12 protein-coding genes are annotated in these 15,525 nt (G+C 66.7%); 7 read left to right on the forward strand and 5 right to left on the reverse strand.

What is annotated here, in order from left to right:
* The coding region (locus SX243_19650) for a hypothetical protein (GenBank protein MDY7095197.1) at window positions 1-534 on the reverse strand (534 nt) is incomplete at its 3' end.
* Window positions 535-707: 173 nt separating this feature from the next.
* Here SX243_19650 and SX243_19655 point away from each other — a divergent pair.
* From SX243_19655 to SX243_19665, 3 genes are all read left to right on the forward strand, one after another.
* Window positions 708-2,507, forward strand: coding sequence for a CRTAC1 family protein (locus SX243_19655; GenBank protein ID MDY7095198.1), 1,800 nt, complete (start codon window positions 708-710; stop codon window positions 2,505-2,507).
* A 26-nt stretch (window positions 2,508-2,533) separates the two neighbouring features.
* Window positions 2,534-4,318 (forward strand): tetratricopeptide repeat protein, encoded by a 1,785-nt coding sequence (locus SX243_19660; GenBank protein MDY7095199.1) that lies wholly within the window; start codon window positions 2,534-2,536, stop codon window positions 4,316-4,318.
* Window positions 4,319-4,401: 83 nt separating this feature from the next.
* Window positions 4,402-4,785 (forward strand): CoA-binding protein, encoded by a 384-nt coding sequence (locus tag SX243_19665; protein ID MDY7095200.1) that lies wholly within the window; start codon window positions 4,402-4,404, stop codon window positions 4,783-4,785.
* 3 nt (window positions 4,786-4,788) lie between these two features.
* Here SX243_19665 and SX243_19670 read toward each other — a convergent pair whose 3' ends face one another.
* The gene (locus SX243_19670) at window positions 4,789-5,445 is read right to left on the reverse strand and encodes a class GN sortase (GenBank protein MDY7095201.1); all 657 of its coding nucleotides are present in this window, start codon (window positions 5,443-5,445) and stop codon (window positions 4,789-4,791) included.
* Window positions 5,442-7,730, reverse strand: a complete 2,289-nt coding sequence (locus SX243_19675) for a marine proteobacterial sortase target protein (GenBank protein ID MDY7095202.1) — start codon at window positions 7,728-7,730, stop codon at window positions 5,442-5,444. Before SX243_19675 ends, SX243_19670 begins: the two co-directional genes overlap by 4 nt.
* 183 nt (window positions 7,731-7,913) lie before the next feature.
* Between SX243_19675 and SX243_19680 the strand changes: the two genes are divergently transcribed.
* From SX243_19680 to SX243_19695, 4 genes are all read left to right on the forward strand, one after another.
* A complete protein-coding gene (locus SX243_19680; protein ID MDY7095203.1) occupies window positions 7,914-8,624 on the forward strand; it encodes a response regulator transcription factor in 711 nt (236 codons plus the stop codon).
* A gap of 4 nt (window positions 8,625-8,628) precedes the next feature.
* Entirely contained in the window at window positions 8,629-10,293 is a 1,665-nt protein-coding gene (locus SX243_19685; protein ID MDY7095204.1) for an ATP-binding protein, read from the forward strand.
* Window positions 10,294-10,476: 183 nt separating this feature from the next.
* Entirely contained in the window at window positions 10,477-10,905 is a 429-nt protein-coding gene (locus SX243_19690) for an OsmC family protein (protein MDY7095205.1), read from the forward strand.
* A gap of 215 nt (window positions 10,906-11,120) precedes the next feature.
* The gene (locus SX243_19695) at window positions 11,121-12,956 is read left to right on the forward strand and encodes a VWA domain-containing protein (GenBank protein MDY7095206.1); all 1,836 of its coding nucleotides are present in this window, start codon (window positions 11,121-11,123) and stop codon (window positions 12,954-12,956) included.
* Window positions 12,957-13,044: 88 nt separating this feature from the next.
* Here the strand turns inward: SX243_19695 and SX243_19700 are convergent, their stop codons facing one another.
* Complete coding sequence (locus SX243_19700) at window positions 13,045-13,512, reverse strand: hypothetical protein (GenBank protein MDY7095207.1); 468 nt, start codon at window positions 13,510-13,512, stop codon at window positions 13,045-13,047.
* Between the two features lie 12 nt (window positions 13,513-13,524).
* A partial coding sequence (locus SX243_19705; GenBank protein ID MDY7095208.1) for an RHS repeat-associated core domain-containing protein occupies window positions 13,525-15,525 on the reverse strand: 2,001 nt, incomplete at its 5' end.

Here is a 15,525-nt window from a genome sequence, read left to right on the forward strand (position 1 = left end):
GAGAGCCGCCAGGGAGAACACCACCGGGATCATCGTCTCGCGCCCGGAGGCCGCAGGATAGACGCAGGAGGAAGCCAGCGGGTGGAGGGCGAACAGCGCCGCCGCCAGCAGCGCCGGCCAGCGGGCGGCGGCGAAGGCCGGCCGCCGCAGGAGTGCGAAGGCCAGCAGCAAGACCACCCCCGCCAGGGCGGAGTTGAAGAGATGGAAGGGCAGCGGTACATCGCCGTGAAGCGCCTTCTGCACCAGCAGGGTGCTACGGGTCACCGGCCGGTAGTAGGAGAGCCCGGGAAAGTGCTCTTCGGCGAAGTAGTGCAGCACATCGCCGAGATCCTCCGGTGCCTCCTGCTCGAGGATCACCTGGGTATCGTCGTAGACGAAATCGTTGGGCCAGGAAGCGATGCCGTAGCCCAGCACCACCAGAAAGGCAGCGAGCCACGGCAACCAGGAGCGCCAGGGCATGGGAGCACCCTCGGGTAGAGGTGTGGCCGTGGTGGGCGGTTGGGCGACGGCTTCGGTGCTGGCAGCGTTCGTCATCGACGGCTTCGGATCGGTAGGACGAGTTGACTTGGAAATGATGGATCCAGGAGGTCGGAAAAGCCGACCGGAACCACGACGGGCTGATAGCGGGCTCCTACGGCCAAAAGACGCCTGAGTATAGCAACGCTCATCCCGGCCCAGAGGCTCCCCATGCTACGCTGGAAGATCCCATGAACGCCTTTCGCCGACTCCCCTCGCCGGTTTCCGCCATCCTGTTCGCCTGCGCCTTTTGGGCGACTGCTTGTGGAGAGGAGTCGACGAAAACCCCGTCGGCCGATGACCGCCAGCCCCCGACGGAGAGCGAGGCCGCCGAGAGCCCCCTCTTCGAGAATGTCGCGCGGCAGGCGGGGCTGGACTTCGTGCACGTCAACGGCATGTCCGGCGAGCTCTACATCCTCGAGGTCATGGGCTCGGGAGCGGCGCTCTTCGACTACGACGGCGACGGTGACCTGGACCTCTATCTGGTGCAGGGTCATGCTCTCCCACCCCTGACGCGGGAGCATCCGCCCCTCAGCGACCGGCTCTTCCGCAACGATCTACGGAATGGAGAGCCCCGCTTCGTGGACGTCACGGAAGAAGCCGGCATCGAGGCCACCGGCTACGGCATGGGAGTGGCCAGCGGAGATGTGGACGGCGACGGGCATCGGGACCTCTTCGTCACCAACTACGGCGCCAACCAGCTGTGGCGCAACCGTGGCGACGGCACTTTCGTAGACATCACGGAGGCTGCCGGTGTCGGCAGCACGAGCCAGAATGGAACGAGCTGGAGCACCGCCACCGCCTTTCTCGACTATGACCGGGATGGCCATCTGGACCTCTTCGTCGGCAACTTCCTGGACTTCACCGTCGAAACCCACCGCCGGTGCACCGCCGAGACCAGTGCCCCGGACTATTGCAGCCCGACGGTGTACTCGCCGGTGCCGGACCGGCTGTTCCGAGGCCGCGGCGACGGCACCTTCGAGGACGTCACCGAAGCCGCCGGTCTCGGCGCCGCCTTCGGCAATTGCCTCGGGGTGGTGACGGGAGATTTGAACGGCGACGGCTGGCAGGATCTCTACGTGGCCAACGACAGCACTCCCAACCAGATGTGGATCAACAACGGCGACGGCACCTTCAGCGATCAGGCCCTGCTCAGCGGCAACGCCTACAACCGCGAGGGCAAGGCGGAAGCGAGCATGGGCGTCTCCGCCGCCGATCCCGACGGCGACGGCGATCTGGACCTCTTCATGACCCACCTCAACAGCGAGACCAACACCTTCTACCTCAACACCGGCGACGGCCTCTTCGAGGATCGCAGCCTGGAGCAGGGGCTGGCGGCACCGAGCCTCCCCTACACCTCCTTCGGCACCCTGTGGATGGACTACGACAACGACAGCTGGCTCGATCTGCTGGTGCTCAACGGCGAGGTGAAGAAAATCTGGAGTCAGGACGCCGCCGGCGATCCCCTGCCGCTGAAGCAGCCGGATCAACTCTTCCGCAACGTTCAGGGGACCTACCAGGACGTCAGCGACCTCGCCGGTCCGGCCCTCACCGAGCCGTCGGTGAGCCGCGCCGGGGTCTTCGGCGACATCGACAACGACGGGGATCTGGACGTGGTGGTAACGCTGAACAACGGCCCGGTGAAGCTCTTGCTCAACCGGGCCACCGAGACCGAGGAAGCCCGGGACAACCGTTGGCTGGGCTTGCGGCTGGTCGATGCCGAAGGCAGCGTTCTGGGCGCCCAGGTCTCGGTACAGCTTCCCCCTGCCAGGGAGCTGGCGGGTCGGCAGCTCGTGCGACGGGTGCGGGTCGACGGCAGCTACCTCGCCGCCCACGATCCGCGGGTCCTGGTCGGTCTGGGAGAGATCGAAGCCGAGACGGTGACCGTCACCGTGCGCTGGCCCGACGGCACCCGCGAAGTCTGGCAGGACCTACCGCTGGAGGCCTATTCCACCCTCCGCCGCGGCGGTGGTAGCCTCGCCGCGTCATGAGTCACCGCGTCATGAGTCACCGCGTCATGAGACACCGGATCCTGAGTCACAGCGCCATGAATCATCCTTTCCCTCTTGCAGGCTTCCTACCCGCTCTTCGGCGATGGACCGCCGGTGCCTTCCTCATGCTCCTGAGCGCTCTGCTGAGCGCCTGCGGGGCAGCGGACGAAGACGCCGCAACGACGGGAGCCGCCGCCAGCCCCGAGACCCCGGCGGCGGAAGCCGAGATCCAGGAGATTCCGGAGCCTGACCTTTCCGGCCTCGATCCACTGGTGGCGGAGCGCATCCGGGAACGCCGGCGCTGGCAACGGGCGGTGGACGCCGCCCCCGACGCCCTAGCGCCGCAGCAGGCGGAAGCCCTGGGAGAGCTGGGCAACCTCTACCACGCCTATCGCCTGCTGCCGTCCGCCCAGGCGGCCTACGAGAACGCCCAGCGGCTGGCAACGGAAGATCCCCGCTGGCCGTATTTCCTCGGTCATCTGCACCGCACCGCCAACCGCGACGACCAGGCCTTGGAGGCCTTCCAGCGCTCCCTCGAGCTCCGCCCGGACCACGTCGCCGCCCAGGTGCGCATGGGCGAGGTGCTGCTGGACCAGAACCGTCCCGAAGAAGCGGCGACACGCTTCGAAAAAGCTCTGGAGCTCGATCCCGAAAACGCCGCCGCGCTCTTCGGCCTCGGCCAGATCGCCGCCGGCCGCGGCGAAACCCCGCAAGCGGTGGAACGCTTCCGGCGAGTGTTGGAGCTGAATCCGGAAGCCACCTCGGTGCACTACCCGCTGGGACTCGCCTACCGCCAGCTGGGGGACGAGGCTGCGGCGGAAGAGCAGCTGAGCCGCCGGGGAGAGGGCGAGGTGAGCCTGCAGGATCCACTCATGGAGCGGCTTCTGCTGCTCTCCGAAGGCTACCGAGCGCTGCAAAAGGAAGGCGGCGAGGCCTTCAACGCCGGCCGCATGGAAGACGCCGAACGCGCCTTCCGCACCGCCGTCGCCGCCGACCCGCTGGCCTCCACCGCGCGGGTCAATCTGGCCTCGGTGCTGCTACGCCGGGACAAACCGGAGGAAGCCATCCAGCAGCTGCAGATCGCCCAGCGGTTGAATCCGGAACACCTGGAAGCCAGCCGCCAGCTGGCGGCGCTGCTGCTGGAACAGGGCCGGCGGCGGGAAGCGGTGCCGGCCCTGCGCACCATGGTCCGCCATCAGCCCGACGATGCGTCCCTGCGCCTGACCCTGGCCCTGGGCCTCGAAGAATCCGGAGAGTTCGAGCAAGCCCTGGCGGAATACCGGCAGGTCCTGCAAGCCGAGCCGCGGCGCCTCGCTGCTCTGCTGGGGCGAGCTTCAGCGCAGCTCCAGCTGGAGCGCTATGCCGAAGCCCGCAGTGGCTTGGAGCAAGCGCTGGCAGCCAGTCGCGCCGAAACCGGGCGCCCCAGCGGCGAGCTGGCCAACGCCCTCGCCCGAGTGCTGGCGACGGTGCCGGAGGACTCGGTGCGGGACGGCCAGCAGGCGCTGGAGATCGCCAACGGCCTGTTCAACGCCCGCCCCGACGCCGAGCACGCCGAAACTCTGGCCATGGCCCTGGCGGAGACCGGAGATTTCCAAAACGCCATCCAGCTCCAACAGAGCCTGGCGGCCAAGGCCCGAGAGGCCGGGGCAGAAGAGCTGGCGACCTACTATCGGCAAACGCTGCAGCGCTATCGCCAGGGTCAACCCTCCCGGGCTCCCTGGAAGCGGGAAGCGCCGGCCTCGGCTCAGCCCCAGCAGCCAGCCGCACCGCCGCCGCCGTCACCCTTTGGCGGCTTTCCCAAGACTCCCTGATGCACTACTGATTTCATCTACGACTCACTTCGCTGAACTCATACGCTAGCGAGCGGCCACCCAGGCCGTAGCGGGAGACCTTCATGAGCAACAAAACCTGCGCCATCGTCGGCGCCTCCAATCGACGGGATAAATTCGGCAACAAGAGCTTGCGGGCCCACGAGCACGCTGGCTACACCGTCTACCCCATCAATCTGAACCCTCGGGAGAGCGAAATCGAGGGACATCGCGCTTACCAAAAGCTCGACCAGGTGCCCAAGCCCCTCGACCGCATCACCCTCTATCTGCCGCCGCCGGTGCTGCTGGAAATGATCGACGAGATCGCCGAAGCCGACGCCAAGGAGGTGTGGTTCAACCCCGGCACCGACTCTCCGGAAGTGCTGGCCGCTGCGAAAGAGGCAGGGATTCCGGTGGTTCAGGGCTGCTCCATCGTCGATCTCGGGCTCTCGCCTTCGCAGTTCCCTTGAGTACTAGGCGCTGTCGGCGCCGTCAGGACCGATGACCTCGGCGGCGCTGACCACGTAGCGCAGCGGACCACCGGGAACCACCGCGTCGAAGGGATAGCAGGTGATCAGGCTTAGCCGCCTCTCGCCGAGATCCACCAGGACCCCGGTGTCCCGGTGATCCACCACCTCCCGGTGATCCACCCGATAGCGCCGCAGCTCTCCGCGGCGAGTCTCTACCACCAGCTCGTCCCCCGGCCGTAGCCGCTGGAGAAATGCCAGGTGAGTATCCCGATGGCCGCCGACCGCGGCATGCCCCGCCTCCCCCGGTAAAGCCGTGCCGGCCACGTGCCCCGGACCGAAGGCGAGGGTACGCCCGGAGCTGCCGGCGAGAACGATGCGCCGCACCCCCAGCCGCGGAACCTCGAGACGGGCCACCGGATAGGTGTCGGCCCAGGGCCAGGGCACGAACTCTGCCGTGCGCCCGACTTCTATTGCGCTCTCGGCCTCTATCGAGGCCCCGGCCTCCACCGTTCGTTCCCAGGCCCGAGCCAATAGCACCTGGGCCAGGCCGGCCTTGGCGTAGAGCCACCCACCTCGCCCCCACAGCGCCAGCGCCAGCAGCAGCGCCAACCCGGCGATCCAGCGACGGCGGGACTGGGGCTGGAGTCGGGCCTTCCTCATCTCGGCCTCTCTCCAGCGCCGCGCCGCCGCGGCCAGGCCCACAGCCCCACCAGGGTCAGGAAGAACGCCAGCAGCAAGTCCAGGCGACCAGCGGTAGCGCCCTGAGGCAACGCCCCCGGGGGCCTCGGCAGAGCCTGGTTCTGCGGCAGATGCTCGCGACTCCAGCCCCTGGGCAACTCGGTGGGCACGGCCTCCTGGTCCAGCGACTCCGTGGCCGGTCGCACCGGGGTCACGTCCACCGCCACCAAGCTCGTGTATTTGGACACCAGGTGGTGCCGCAGGGCCACCTCCACCACCTGCCGGCGCACCTCGTCCTCCGGCAAGGCTCGGCGCGCCTTCTGATCCATCAGATGAGCGATCTTGCGCCGGGCCCACAGCTGGCTCACGCCCGCGCGGTCCGCTCCGCCGCCGAGATCGAGCACCACCGACCACGGCTGGCCGCCCCGCTGTCCCGTCACCTCCACCTCTCCCGCCAGCTGATCCAACCGCGCCGCCAGCACCACCGGTTCACCGCTGTAGAGATCCGGCAGCCGCTGCGGCCACGTCTCCACCTCGGCAGTGCCCGCAACACCGCCCGCCGCCGGGGGCCAGCGGACCGCCAGATCCGTCAACTGCGGCGATTCAATTTTTTGGAACAGCTCTTCCATCCGCTCCTCCACCTCGTCCGGCTTGCCGATGTAGGTGAAGGTCCCGCGGCCGAAGCGGGCGGCACGCTCCATGAAATGAGCGTTGGGCGCCGAGCCGATGCCGACAGTGAACAGCCGCCGATCCCCTAGCGAGCTCTCGATGAATCCGAAGAGCTCTTCCTCATTGCCCACCGCCCCGTCGGTGATGAAGATCACCTGCCGCAAGCGCTGGACGCCGTCGTCGCTCTCCAGAGACGGTCCCGTCAGAGCCGCCTGCAGGGCGGTCAGGATCTGGGTGCCGCCGTTGGCGTCGAGTCCGGCGAGCAGCGCCCGCGCCCGTTCCAAATTCGCCGGCGTCACCGCCACCGTGCCGCCGAAGAGGGGATAGGCGCGGTTGTTGAAGGCGATGATCTCGAAGCGGTCCTCGGGCCGCAGGCGTTGGAGGGCACTGGCCAGGGCTTGCCGCGCCTGGACGATGGACGAGCCGTTCATCGAGCCCGAGGTGTCGATGACCAGCACCGTCTCCCGCGGCAGACGCCGCGCCGCGCCGGCCTCCGGAGGCATCACCATCAGCAGAGCGTAGGCCTCGTCTCCGAATGCCTCCGAGACCAGGGCCTCCGAGACCAGGACCTCCGAGAAGAGCGCCGCCTGGGGCTCCTCCCCCAAGGCCGGCCGCCAGCGTAGCTCGAAGTCCCGATCCGCCAGGGCCTCACCGCCCTGGAGGGTCACCCGATAGCGGGCTGGGCTGGGCTCCTGGATGTAGATCGGGTGATAGGAGCTCTCGAGGCTCGCCAGCTCGAAGCCGGGGTCCATCTCGATCTCGAGCTGCAAGCGGTTGGGCTGGCCTTCACCCTCCCCGCGCACCGGCGGGGTGATGCGCGCCGCATCCGGCACCGCCGAGCTGACACGTCTTCCCGAGGCACCGCCCCCGGGGATGAAGCGCGGCGCCACCACCATGGGAAAGCGTAGCTGGAAACCACCGCCGTCATAGGCCAGCACCTGCTGGTACTCGATGACCACCTCGATGGCCTCCTGGGGGCCGATATTCGCTACCGAGGTGGTGAAGAGGTTGGGGCGTTCCTGCTCCACCAGCGACGCCCTCCGGCCCTCCCGCCGCGCCTGCTGGTAGGTGCGCCGGGCCTGCTGACGCTCCTGGATCTGCCCTTCGATGACCCGCTCCCCCACCACCATGCGCAGGCGGTCGACGGCACCGCCGGTGGGCAGGGGAAAGACGTAGACCGCCTCCTGCCAGCGATCCGAGGTATTGAAGAAGCGTTGGGTCACCCGCCCGCGCACCAGCGGGCCGGTGACCTGCAGATGCACCCGCGTCGCCAGCGCCGGCGCCTCGCGGTAGCGGCCAGGAGTCTCGGTGGGCAGCAGCAATCCGCCTCGGGCGGTCTCCAGAGTGACCAGGCTCGCCTCTTCGACTTCAGCAGCTCCCGCCCCGGCCCCCTGCCATGGATCCGGCGCCCCCACCTCCACACCCGCCTCGGCCGCTCCCAGGGATTCTCCGCCTCGACTGGCCGTCTCCTGGTCCCAACTGGCCATCTCCTGGCCCCAACTGGAGCTCATCAGCCCCAGCGCCAGAGCCCACATCAGGAGCCACGCCAGCCAGATCGGCCTCAAGCTCCGGCCTTCGTTCGCGGTCTTCGTTTCCATGGTCGCCTCCCTTCCGATGGGTGCCAAGCTCTGCCGGGATGGCTCACCCCGGCGCTCCCTCGCACGACCATTGGAGCGCCGCGCCGTGCCGCGCCTCCGGCATCGGCGGGGCATCTGAAGGCAGAAATATGGCGAGGCGATGGCGGGGCCCCGAGGCCCGCGGGAATAGACTAGAGTTCTGCCATGGAAACTTCTGTCAGCTATTCCATCGCCGTCGTCGACGATGAATCCAATATTTGCGAGACCGTCGGCTTCGCCCTCCAACGGGAAGGCCACCGGGTGCACACCTACGAAGACGGCGCCCAGGCCTGGGACCAATTCCAGCAGCAGCTGCCGGACCTGGTGATCTTGGACATCCTGATGCCGCAGATGGACGGGCTGGAGCTGTGCCGGCGGCTGCGGGCAGCCTCCGACGCCCTGCCCATCATCTTCCTCACCTCCAAGGACGACGAGTTCGACCGCGTCCTGGGGCTCGAGCTAGGAGCCGACGACTATCTGTGCAAACCCTTCTCCATCCGCGAGCTGGTAGCGCGGGTGCGGGTGTTGTTGCGGCGCCTGGCGCTGCTCCGCCGGCCGCCGGAGGCGAGCGCCGAAGAGCTGCTGGAGGTCGGCCCTCTGGAGCTCGACCAACAACGCTACACCGTGCGCTGGAACCAGCAGCCGGTGCAGCTGACGGTCACCGAATTCCTCCTCCTCCGCGCCCTGGCTCGCCGCCCCGGCCACGTCAAGACTCGCCAGCAGCTCATCGTCGAGGCCTATCCCCACGACACTTACGTCAGCGAGCGCACCATCGACAGCCACGTCAAACGGCTGCGCAAGAAGTTCCACCACGTCGACCCGGACTTCGACGACATCGAGACCGTCTACGGCCTTGGCTATCGCTATCGCCACTGATTCCTTGGCTTTGCTGAGATCCCTGGGGCATCGAGTCCTGCGACTGGTGTCGCGCATCTGGATTCGCCTGCTGGCCTTCAACGTGCTGCTGGTCTTCCTGCCGGCGGCGGGGCTGCTCTACCTCTCCAGCTACGAGGAGCAACTGCTGGCGGGGCAGGAATCCGCCATGGTCCAGGAAGGCCGCATGCTGGCGGCGGCCCTTTCGGAGCTGGGCGTCGCCGGCCTGGAGAGCGAAGACCCCGCCGCCGAGGGCGGCCTGCTGCGTCTCGAAGCCCAACGCACCATGGCCCAACTCAATCGCCGTAGCGCCTCGCGGCTGCGCATTCTCAACCAGCACGGGGAGCTGCTGGCGGACTCCGCTCAATACGGCCCCCGGCGCGAGCCGGGAGAATCCCGCGACGAGAGCTACCTCGAGCCCGAGGGCCGCACCAGCTGGCTGTACCGCCTGGGCACCGGTCTCTACCGCCTAGCGGACCTGGTTCTCGACGCGCCCCAGCCGCCACCGGCGACCCCGGAGGACGAAAGCGACGTCCACTGGCTCGAACGTCCGGAGATTCGCAACGCCCTGGAGGGCCAGTACGGCGCCGCCAGCCGCCCGACGCCGGGCCAGCGCTCGCTGACCCTGCACTCGGCGCTGCCCATCCGCGACGGTCCGGAAGTGGTCGGGGTGGTGCTGGTCTCCCGCTCCACCTACCGCATCCTCCAGGATCTCTACGAAATGCGCCTACGGATCTTCCAGGTGATCCTGGCCTCGGTGCTGGCGGCGGTGATCCTCAGCCTGCTGGTGGCCACCACCATCGTCCGCCCCCTGCGCCGCCTGCAGCGCCAGGCCAGCGCCCTCATCGACCGCCGCGGCCGCCTCCAGGGCGCCTTCTCCGGATCCCGCCGTCCGGACGAAATCGGTGACCTGGCCCGCGCCCTGGAGCAGCTCAGCCACCGCCTGGCGGAGCACATCGGCTTCATCGAAGCCTTCGCCGCCGACGTCTCTCATGCGTTCAAGAATCCTCTGGCATCGATCCGCGTCGCCGCCGAGACCCTGGAAGACGTCGAGGATGAAGCCTCCCGTCGCCGCTTCGTAGAGATGATCCAGCACCAGGTGGCCCGCACGGAGCGCCTCCTTACCGCCGCCCGGGAGCTCACCCATCTGGACGCCCAGCTGGAGCAGGAGGAGCGGGCGCCGGTTTCCCTGGGGCCACTGGTCCGCGAGCTCTGCGAGGGCTATCGCCTGCGCGGCGAAGAGCGGAAGGTCCAATTCGACCTCCGCCTCCCGACCTCGCCGGTGGTTGTCCAGGCCACGGAAGAACGTCTGGCTCAGGTGCTGGAAAATCTCCTGGACAACGCCCTCGGCTTTTCCCCGGAAGGCGGCACGGTGACCGTCACCCTCTCCACCGAAGGCGAGTCCGCGATCCTCGAAATCGCCGACCAGGGTCCCGGCATCCCCGAAGCCCATCTGGAGAAAATCTTCACCCGCTTCTTCTCCTACCGTCCCCCGGAGGCCGCCGGAACCCCCGACCGCTGGGGCCACACCGGCCTAGGCCTCGCCGTCGTTCGCGCCATCGTCGAAGCCTACGGCGGCACCGTCACCGCCCACAACCACCCCTCCTCCGACCAGGCCACCGGCGCGGTGATGCGGATGCGGATGCCGCGGGTGGGGGATGGGGTGGGCTGAGCACGAGCTTCTGCGCTTTCTGGGCACCCAAGCCGGTCTTCGCGCTGCCCCCTCGACAGAGAGGGTGGTGAACCGCACGTCCGTCCAGTAGCCTGAACCTGTGCCCTCCTCCGGCCAGCCTCTGTTAGATTCCTCTCTCACCGTATCGCTCTCGAAGGCTCATCATCCTCCAGGAGGCACCCCATGGCCGTCACCATCACCGGCCGCTACGTCGGCAATCTCAAGACTGAGCTCACCCATGGGCCCTCCGGCACCGTGCTCACCACCGCGGCGCCGGTGGACAATAACGGGGACGGGAGCTCGTTTTCGCCTACGGATTTGGCAGCTTCGTCGCTGGGGGCCTGCATGGTGACCATCATCGGGATCATGGCGGAGCGGAACGGCATCGATATGGCGGGGGTGGAGTTTCGGGTGGTCAAGCACATGTCCTCCAAGCCGCGACGCATCGCCCGCGCCGAGGTGGAGATCCAGATGCCCCGGGGGCTCACCGCCGATCAGCGCACCAAGCTCGAACGCGGCGCCCACACCTGCCCGGTACACCACAGTCTGCACCCGGAGACCGACAAGCCCGTGCGCTTCGTCTACGAGGACTCCAACGACCTCGAAGACTAGCCAGAACCCGGCTCCGCTGCCTCCGTATAAGGAGAGCCCCTGTTGGCCAGGGGCCCCGAGCCCGGACGCCGGAAGGTTCTGCCAACCGTCGGTGGTAAAGTTTTGAGCTGCCCATGAGCACTGCTCCATGCCATCGTCGGCGCTCCGCCCTTCGCAGGAGCGCCGCTCCTCGAATCGCCCCGCCGGATTCCGCGGCTCTTCCATAGGAGATCTCCATGCGCCGCTGTGAACCTCGTCCCGTCCTCGCCCTCTTCGCGCTGCTCCTCGTCGGCCTCCTCGCGCTGCCGGCCTGGGGGCAAGCCACCGACTCGTCGCCCGACACCCCTGCCTCGTCGCCGGAATCCACCGGGGAGATCTTCTTCGACAGCGTCGACGTCAACGTGGTCAACGTCGAGGTCTTCGTCACCGACCGTAAAGATCGGCCCGTGCTGGGGCTCACCCAGGACGACTTTCTGCTCTTCGAGGACAAAGAGCCCGTAGAGATCAGCAACTTCCTGGCGGTGGAGAACGGGGTCGAGAGCACGGACGAGGACGAGGCCGTAGCGCCGGAGACCGAGGTCGCCGAGGAGGGCGGAGGGGCCCAGTCGCTGGTACGCCCCCGGGAACAGCTGCCGCCGGACCAACGGCTGCACGTGGTCATCTTCGTCGACAACCTCAACATCCGTCCGTCCAACCGCAACCAGGTGCTCGGCCACCTGCGGCGGTTCCTGCGGGAGAGCCTGGACAACCAGGATCGGGTGATGCTGGTGAGCTTTGACGGCAGCCTGGACATCCGGCAGGAGCTGACCTCCATCCCGGAGCTGGTGCAGGTGGCCATCGACGACCTGGAGAAAGAGACCGGACGCGGCATGGACGTGGAGCGGGAGCGCCAGCTGCTGCTGCGCCAGATCGAGGAGGTCGGCATCGACGGCGACTCCATCAACCGCGGCACCGCCGAAATCTATGCCCAGCAGGCGCTGGAGGGTATCCGCATCCACGCCTCCGGCATCCGCAATCGCACCCGCTTCACCCTCAAGGCCATGGAGAGCATCGTCGACTCCCTCGCCGGCCTCTCCGGTCGCAAGGCCATGCTCTACGTCAGCGGCGGCATGCCCATGCTGCCGGGACAGGCGCTCTTCGAAGCCTGGCGGAGCAAGTTCTCCAGCGTGCCCAACCTCACCGGCATGGTGGCCGGAGCCGCCGAGACCTTGTCCTACGACAGCACCGCCGACTTCCAGGACCTGATCGCCAAGGCCAACGCCAACCGCGTGGTGCTCTACACCCTCGACGCTGGCGGCGCCAGCAACTTCAGCGTCGTCGACGCCAGCCAGGGCGGTTTCGACCTGGGCGCCATGGGCACCGCCTCCGGCGGCCGAATCTGGGGCTCTGACCTGCAGACCATCGAACAGTCGGGGCTGCGCCAAACCTTCCAACTGCTCTCCGACTCCACCGGCGGCCTGAGCTTCATCAACACCCGCGGTCTGAGCAAAACCCTCAACCACCTGGCCAGCGACTTCGAGTCCTACTATTCCCTCGGCTACCGCCCGGACCGCGAGGCGGACGGCAAATACCACCGGCTGGAGGTGCGCCTCAAGGAGCCCGGCAAGTACAAGATCCGCCACCGCTTGGGGTATCAGGCCAAGGACTCCGACGACCGCATGAGCGACCGCACCCTCTCGGCGCTCCTTCTCAACGCCTCGGACAACCCCCTGGGCGTCGAGCTCGAACGCGCCGCCGGCAGCAAAGAGAGCGGCGACATCTACGCCGTCCCCATGCTGATCAAAATCCCCCTCGGCGAGCTCGCCCTGCTCCCGGACCAGGAATACCACCGCGGCCGCCTATCGGTCTTCATCGCCGTGCGCAATGAAAAAGGCGGCTCCTCCCCCGTCGCCCGCGTCCCCATGCCCATCGACATCCCCAACGACCAGATCAACCAGGCCCTCGGCCAATACGCCGCCTACGAATTCACCCTCCGCATGAAGGAAGGCTTCCAACGCGTCGCCGTCGGCGTCCGCGACGAGGTGGCCTCTGTGAGCTCGACGCTGCGGTTGAATTTTCGGGTGGGGGAGTAGGGGGGAAGCAGAGCGGGAGCGCCGGCGGCCCTGCTCCACATGACCTATTAGCCACTGCGGCCCCGACACCTGGGATAAGCAATTCCGGCTAGCTCAGCGCGAGCTTTGCAGATCGCAGTCTGGTGATACCCCAGGCACAGCCGGCAATCCAGCAGAATGAGATGCCCACGGTCGCTATGGATCGAGCCAACAAGAAGATGATCGGCGTGTCCGAATGAGCGGCACTTCCCACTGCAGCGACCTCAAGAATAAGAACGAGAATACCCCAGACGATTCCTACAGCCAGCAGCAGAATCGTCAGGTCAATACCCCATTGCTTCTTCTTGAGGATGCCTAAGGAGGCGACGACTCCGCTGACCCCAAACACGAACACCACTGCCCCAAACACCTCAACGTTAGAGAGCACCAAAGAGGCCACTCCAGAAGAGAGCCGCGAGCCCGCAGTTGGAATCGATTCAAACAGGAAGAGCAGCATGATTAGATTGATCATGCTGACGAGTGCCAGCAACGACGACATGAACAAGAGAAACCAAGCGAAGCTCCGAAGATAGTTCACGGCAGGCACCTCTCAGTCTCTAGCCCGAATGCTTGGAGGCGCTTCGGGGCTATTGCAGCAACTTTCGGTCTCTTTGATCAACGTAGATCCACCGCCCAGCGCGTAGCAGTTCAGCCCCAGGCCAAAAGTCGGGCTCAACGACCAGCTCCCCGTCCCTTTACCCTGTGAGACTTCAGTTACCGCGAAGCCAACGACAGGGGTCGCGGAACATCCCCGCAAAGAAAAACTGCCCTCCAAGGAGCTAGCCTCAGGATGCTGCTGTCCATCTTCGAGATCCCACGCTCCAAGCTCAAACGGTATTGCTATACCGAGACCAGCCCCAAAACCTCCTACGAGATAGTCACCAACCACCTTGCGATTCCCTACGCAAGCGCTCTCGCAATTCACATAAAAGACTCCGGCTGCAAGTAGGCCTCCCACCGACAACTCAAGAGTTGTGCAACTCCAGCTGACAAGGCCCAACTGATCGATCCGGACAATGGGGTTCGCTTCGACATAGGAATAGAGATTGCGACTGCCTTTCTTGCCCAAAGGATCTGCACTCAAGTAACGAGCGTCTGCCGTTTGGAACCAACGGTTGAGATTGTAGAAAACCTTTGCGCCCTCGTCTGCGGCCCCCCAAAGAGGATCATGCCACTGTCCCGGAAACCGCAAATCCACCCCCGCCCCACTCGCCCCAGAGTAGTCCGATCCAAACGGCTCAAAACCACCATCCCAAAGCACCGCCCCTCCCTCATCCGTCGCCAGCACCGGCGTCCCCAGGTGATCCACGCTCAGCCAAGCCACCTCGGCGCTCCCACCCACCGGCACATCCATCTGCGCCACCGGCCGGCCGGCAAAGTAGAAGTAGTAGCGCGTGCTCTCCTCCACCGGACCGGTGAAGTGATTGACGGCGTGGAGGACGCCTTCGGAGCTGTAGACGCTGCTGAGGCTCAGGTTGGTGGAACAATCAGCCGTGCCGGCACCAATGTCGGAGCCCACAGAGCTCGTCCAGCAGGAGCCGTCCCCGGCTTCGAAACCGTCGGTGAAGATCTCGCTCAGGGAGTCGGCCCGGGCGGAGGTCAGGAAGCTGCGGCCGTCGTAGAGGAAGTCGCTGGCAGCATCGCCGGCGGGGCGTTCCAGGCGGGCCAGCCGGCCGGCGGCGTCGGAGTGGAATGTGGTCTCGTTCGCAGGAGCGCTAACCTGCTCCAGGTGACCGGCGGGGCCGTAGGTGTAGATCTTGGTGCCAGTGACCCCCAGGGTGATGGTGTCGAGGATTGCGGTGTTCCCGCTGGCACCGTTCGGCTGGTAGGCGTAGGTGTCGGTGACGCCATCCCGGGTCTCCGCCAGCCGATTGCCGATGCGGTCGTAGGTCCAGGCTAAATCGCCCCACGGACCCTCGCCGGCCGTAAGGTAGTACTGGAAATCCTGGTAGCCGTAGTCCTTGTCGTTGGCCGGTGTGAGGGCGTCCTGGATGCCCTCGATATTGCCCACGTTGTCGGTGGTGTAAGTCCACTGGAAGATTGGCGCGCCCGTCAGGGGCGTCGTCGGGGCCAAGGTGATGGCGGAGGGGAAGTAGCGGTCGGTGAAACTGCGGGATTCGGTGAGGCCGTTTCCTAGATCGAGAGTCTTCAGCGGGCCGGAGGGCGCGTAGTAAGCACCGGCGGCGAGGAGGAGGTCCGGCTCGCCGGAGCGCTGGACCGTCAGGCTCTCGGGGCGGTCCGCGTAGTCGAAGGTCGAAACAGCGGTCACCCCGCCAGGATACTCCACGCCGCTGCGGTTGCCGTTGGCGTCGTAGGCATACCCGAGGGCGCCGTCCTGGGTGAGGCGGCCGAAGCGGTCGTATCGGTAGTCGAAGGCCTGGCCGTTGCGGGTGATGGCGGTGAGTCGGCCTTTCGAGAACGGCACCAGCGGGTCGTCGTAGGTGTAGGTGATGTCCAACGAGTCGTCCGGATAGTCAACGAAGGTGACGCGGTCTAGCTCGTCGAGGACCCTCGTGGTCACGATGCCGCGGGCGTCGGTGCTCTCTTCGAG

It is taken from the genome of Acidobacteriota bacterium (assembly GCA_034211275.1).
Classification (GTDB): domain Bacteria; phylum Acidobacteriota; class Thermoanaerobaculia; order Multivoradales; family JAHZIX01; genus JAGQSE01.

Coding starts and splice junctions, on each gene's coding strand:
- SX243_19655 (MDY7095198.1), top strand. CDS start 708: ATGAACGCCTTTCGCCGACTCCCCTCGCCGGTTTCCGCCATCCTGTTC.
- SX243_19660 (MDY7095199.1), top strand. CDS start 2,534: ATGAGACACCGGATCCTGAGTCACAGCGCCATGAATCATCCTTTCCCT.
- SX243_19665 (MDY7095200.1), top strand. CDS start 4,402: ATGAGCAACAAAACCTGCGCCATCGTCGGCGCCTCCAATCGACGGGAT.
- SX243_19670 (MDY7095201.1), bottom strand. CDS start 5,445: ATGAGGAAGGCCCGACTCCAGCCCCAGTCCCGCCGTCGCTGGATCGCC.
- SX243_19675 (MDY7095202.1), bottom strand. CDS start 7,730: ATGGAAACGAAGACCGCGAACGAAGGCCGGAGCTTGAGGCCGATCTGG.
- SX243_19680 (MDY7095203.1), top strand. CDS start 7,914: ATGGAAACTTCTGTCAGCTATTCCATCGCCGTCGTCGACGATGAATCC.
- SX243_19690 (MDY7095205.1), top strand. CDS start 10,477: ATGGCCGTCACCATCACCGGCCGCTACGTCGGCAATCTCAAGACTGAG.
- SX243_19695 (MDY7095206.1), top strand. CDS start 11,121: ATGCGCCGCTGTGAACCTCGTCCCGTCCTCGCCCTCTTCGCGCTGCTC.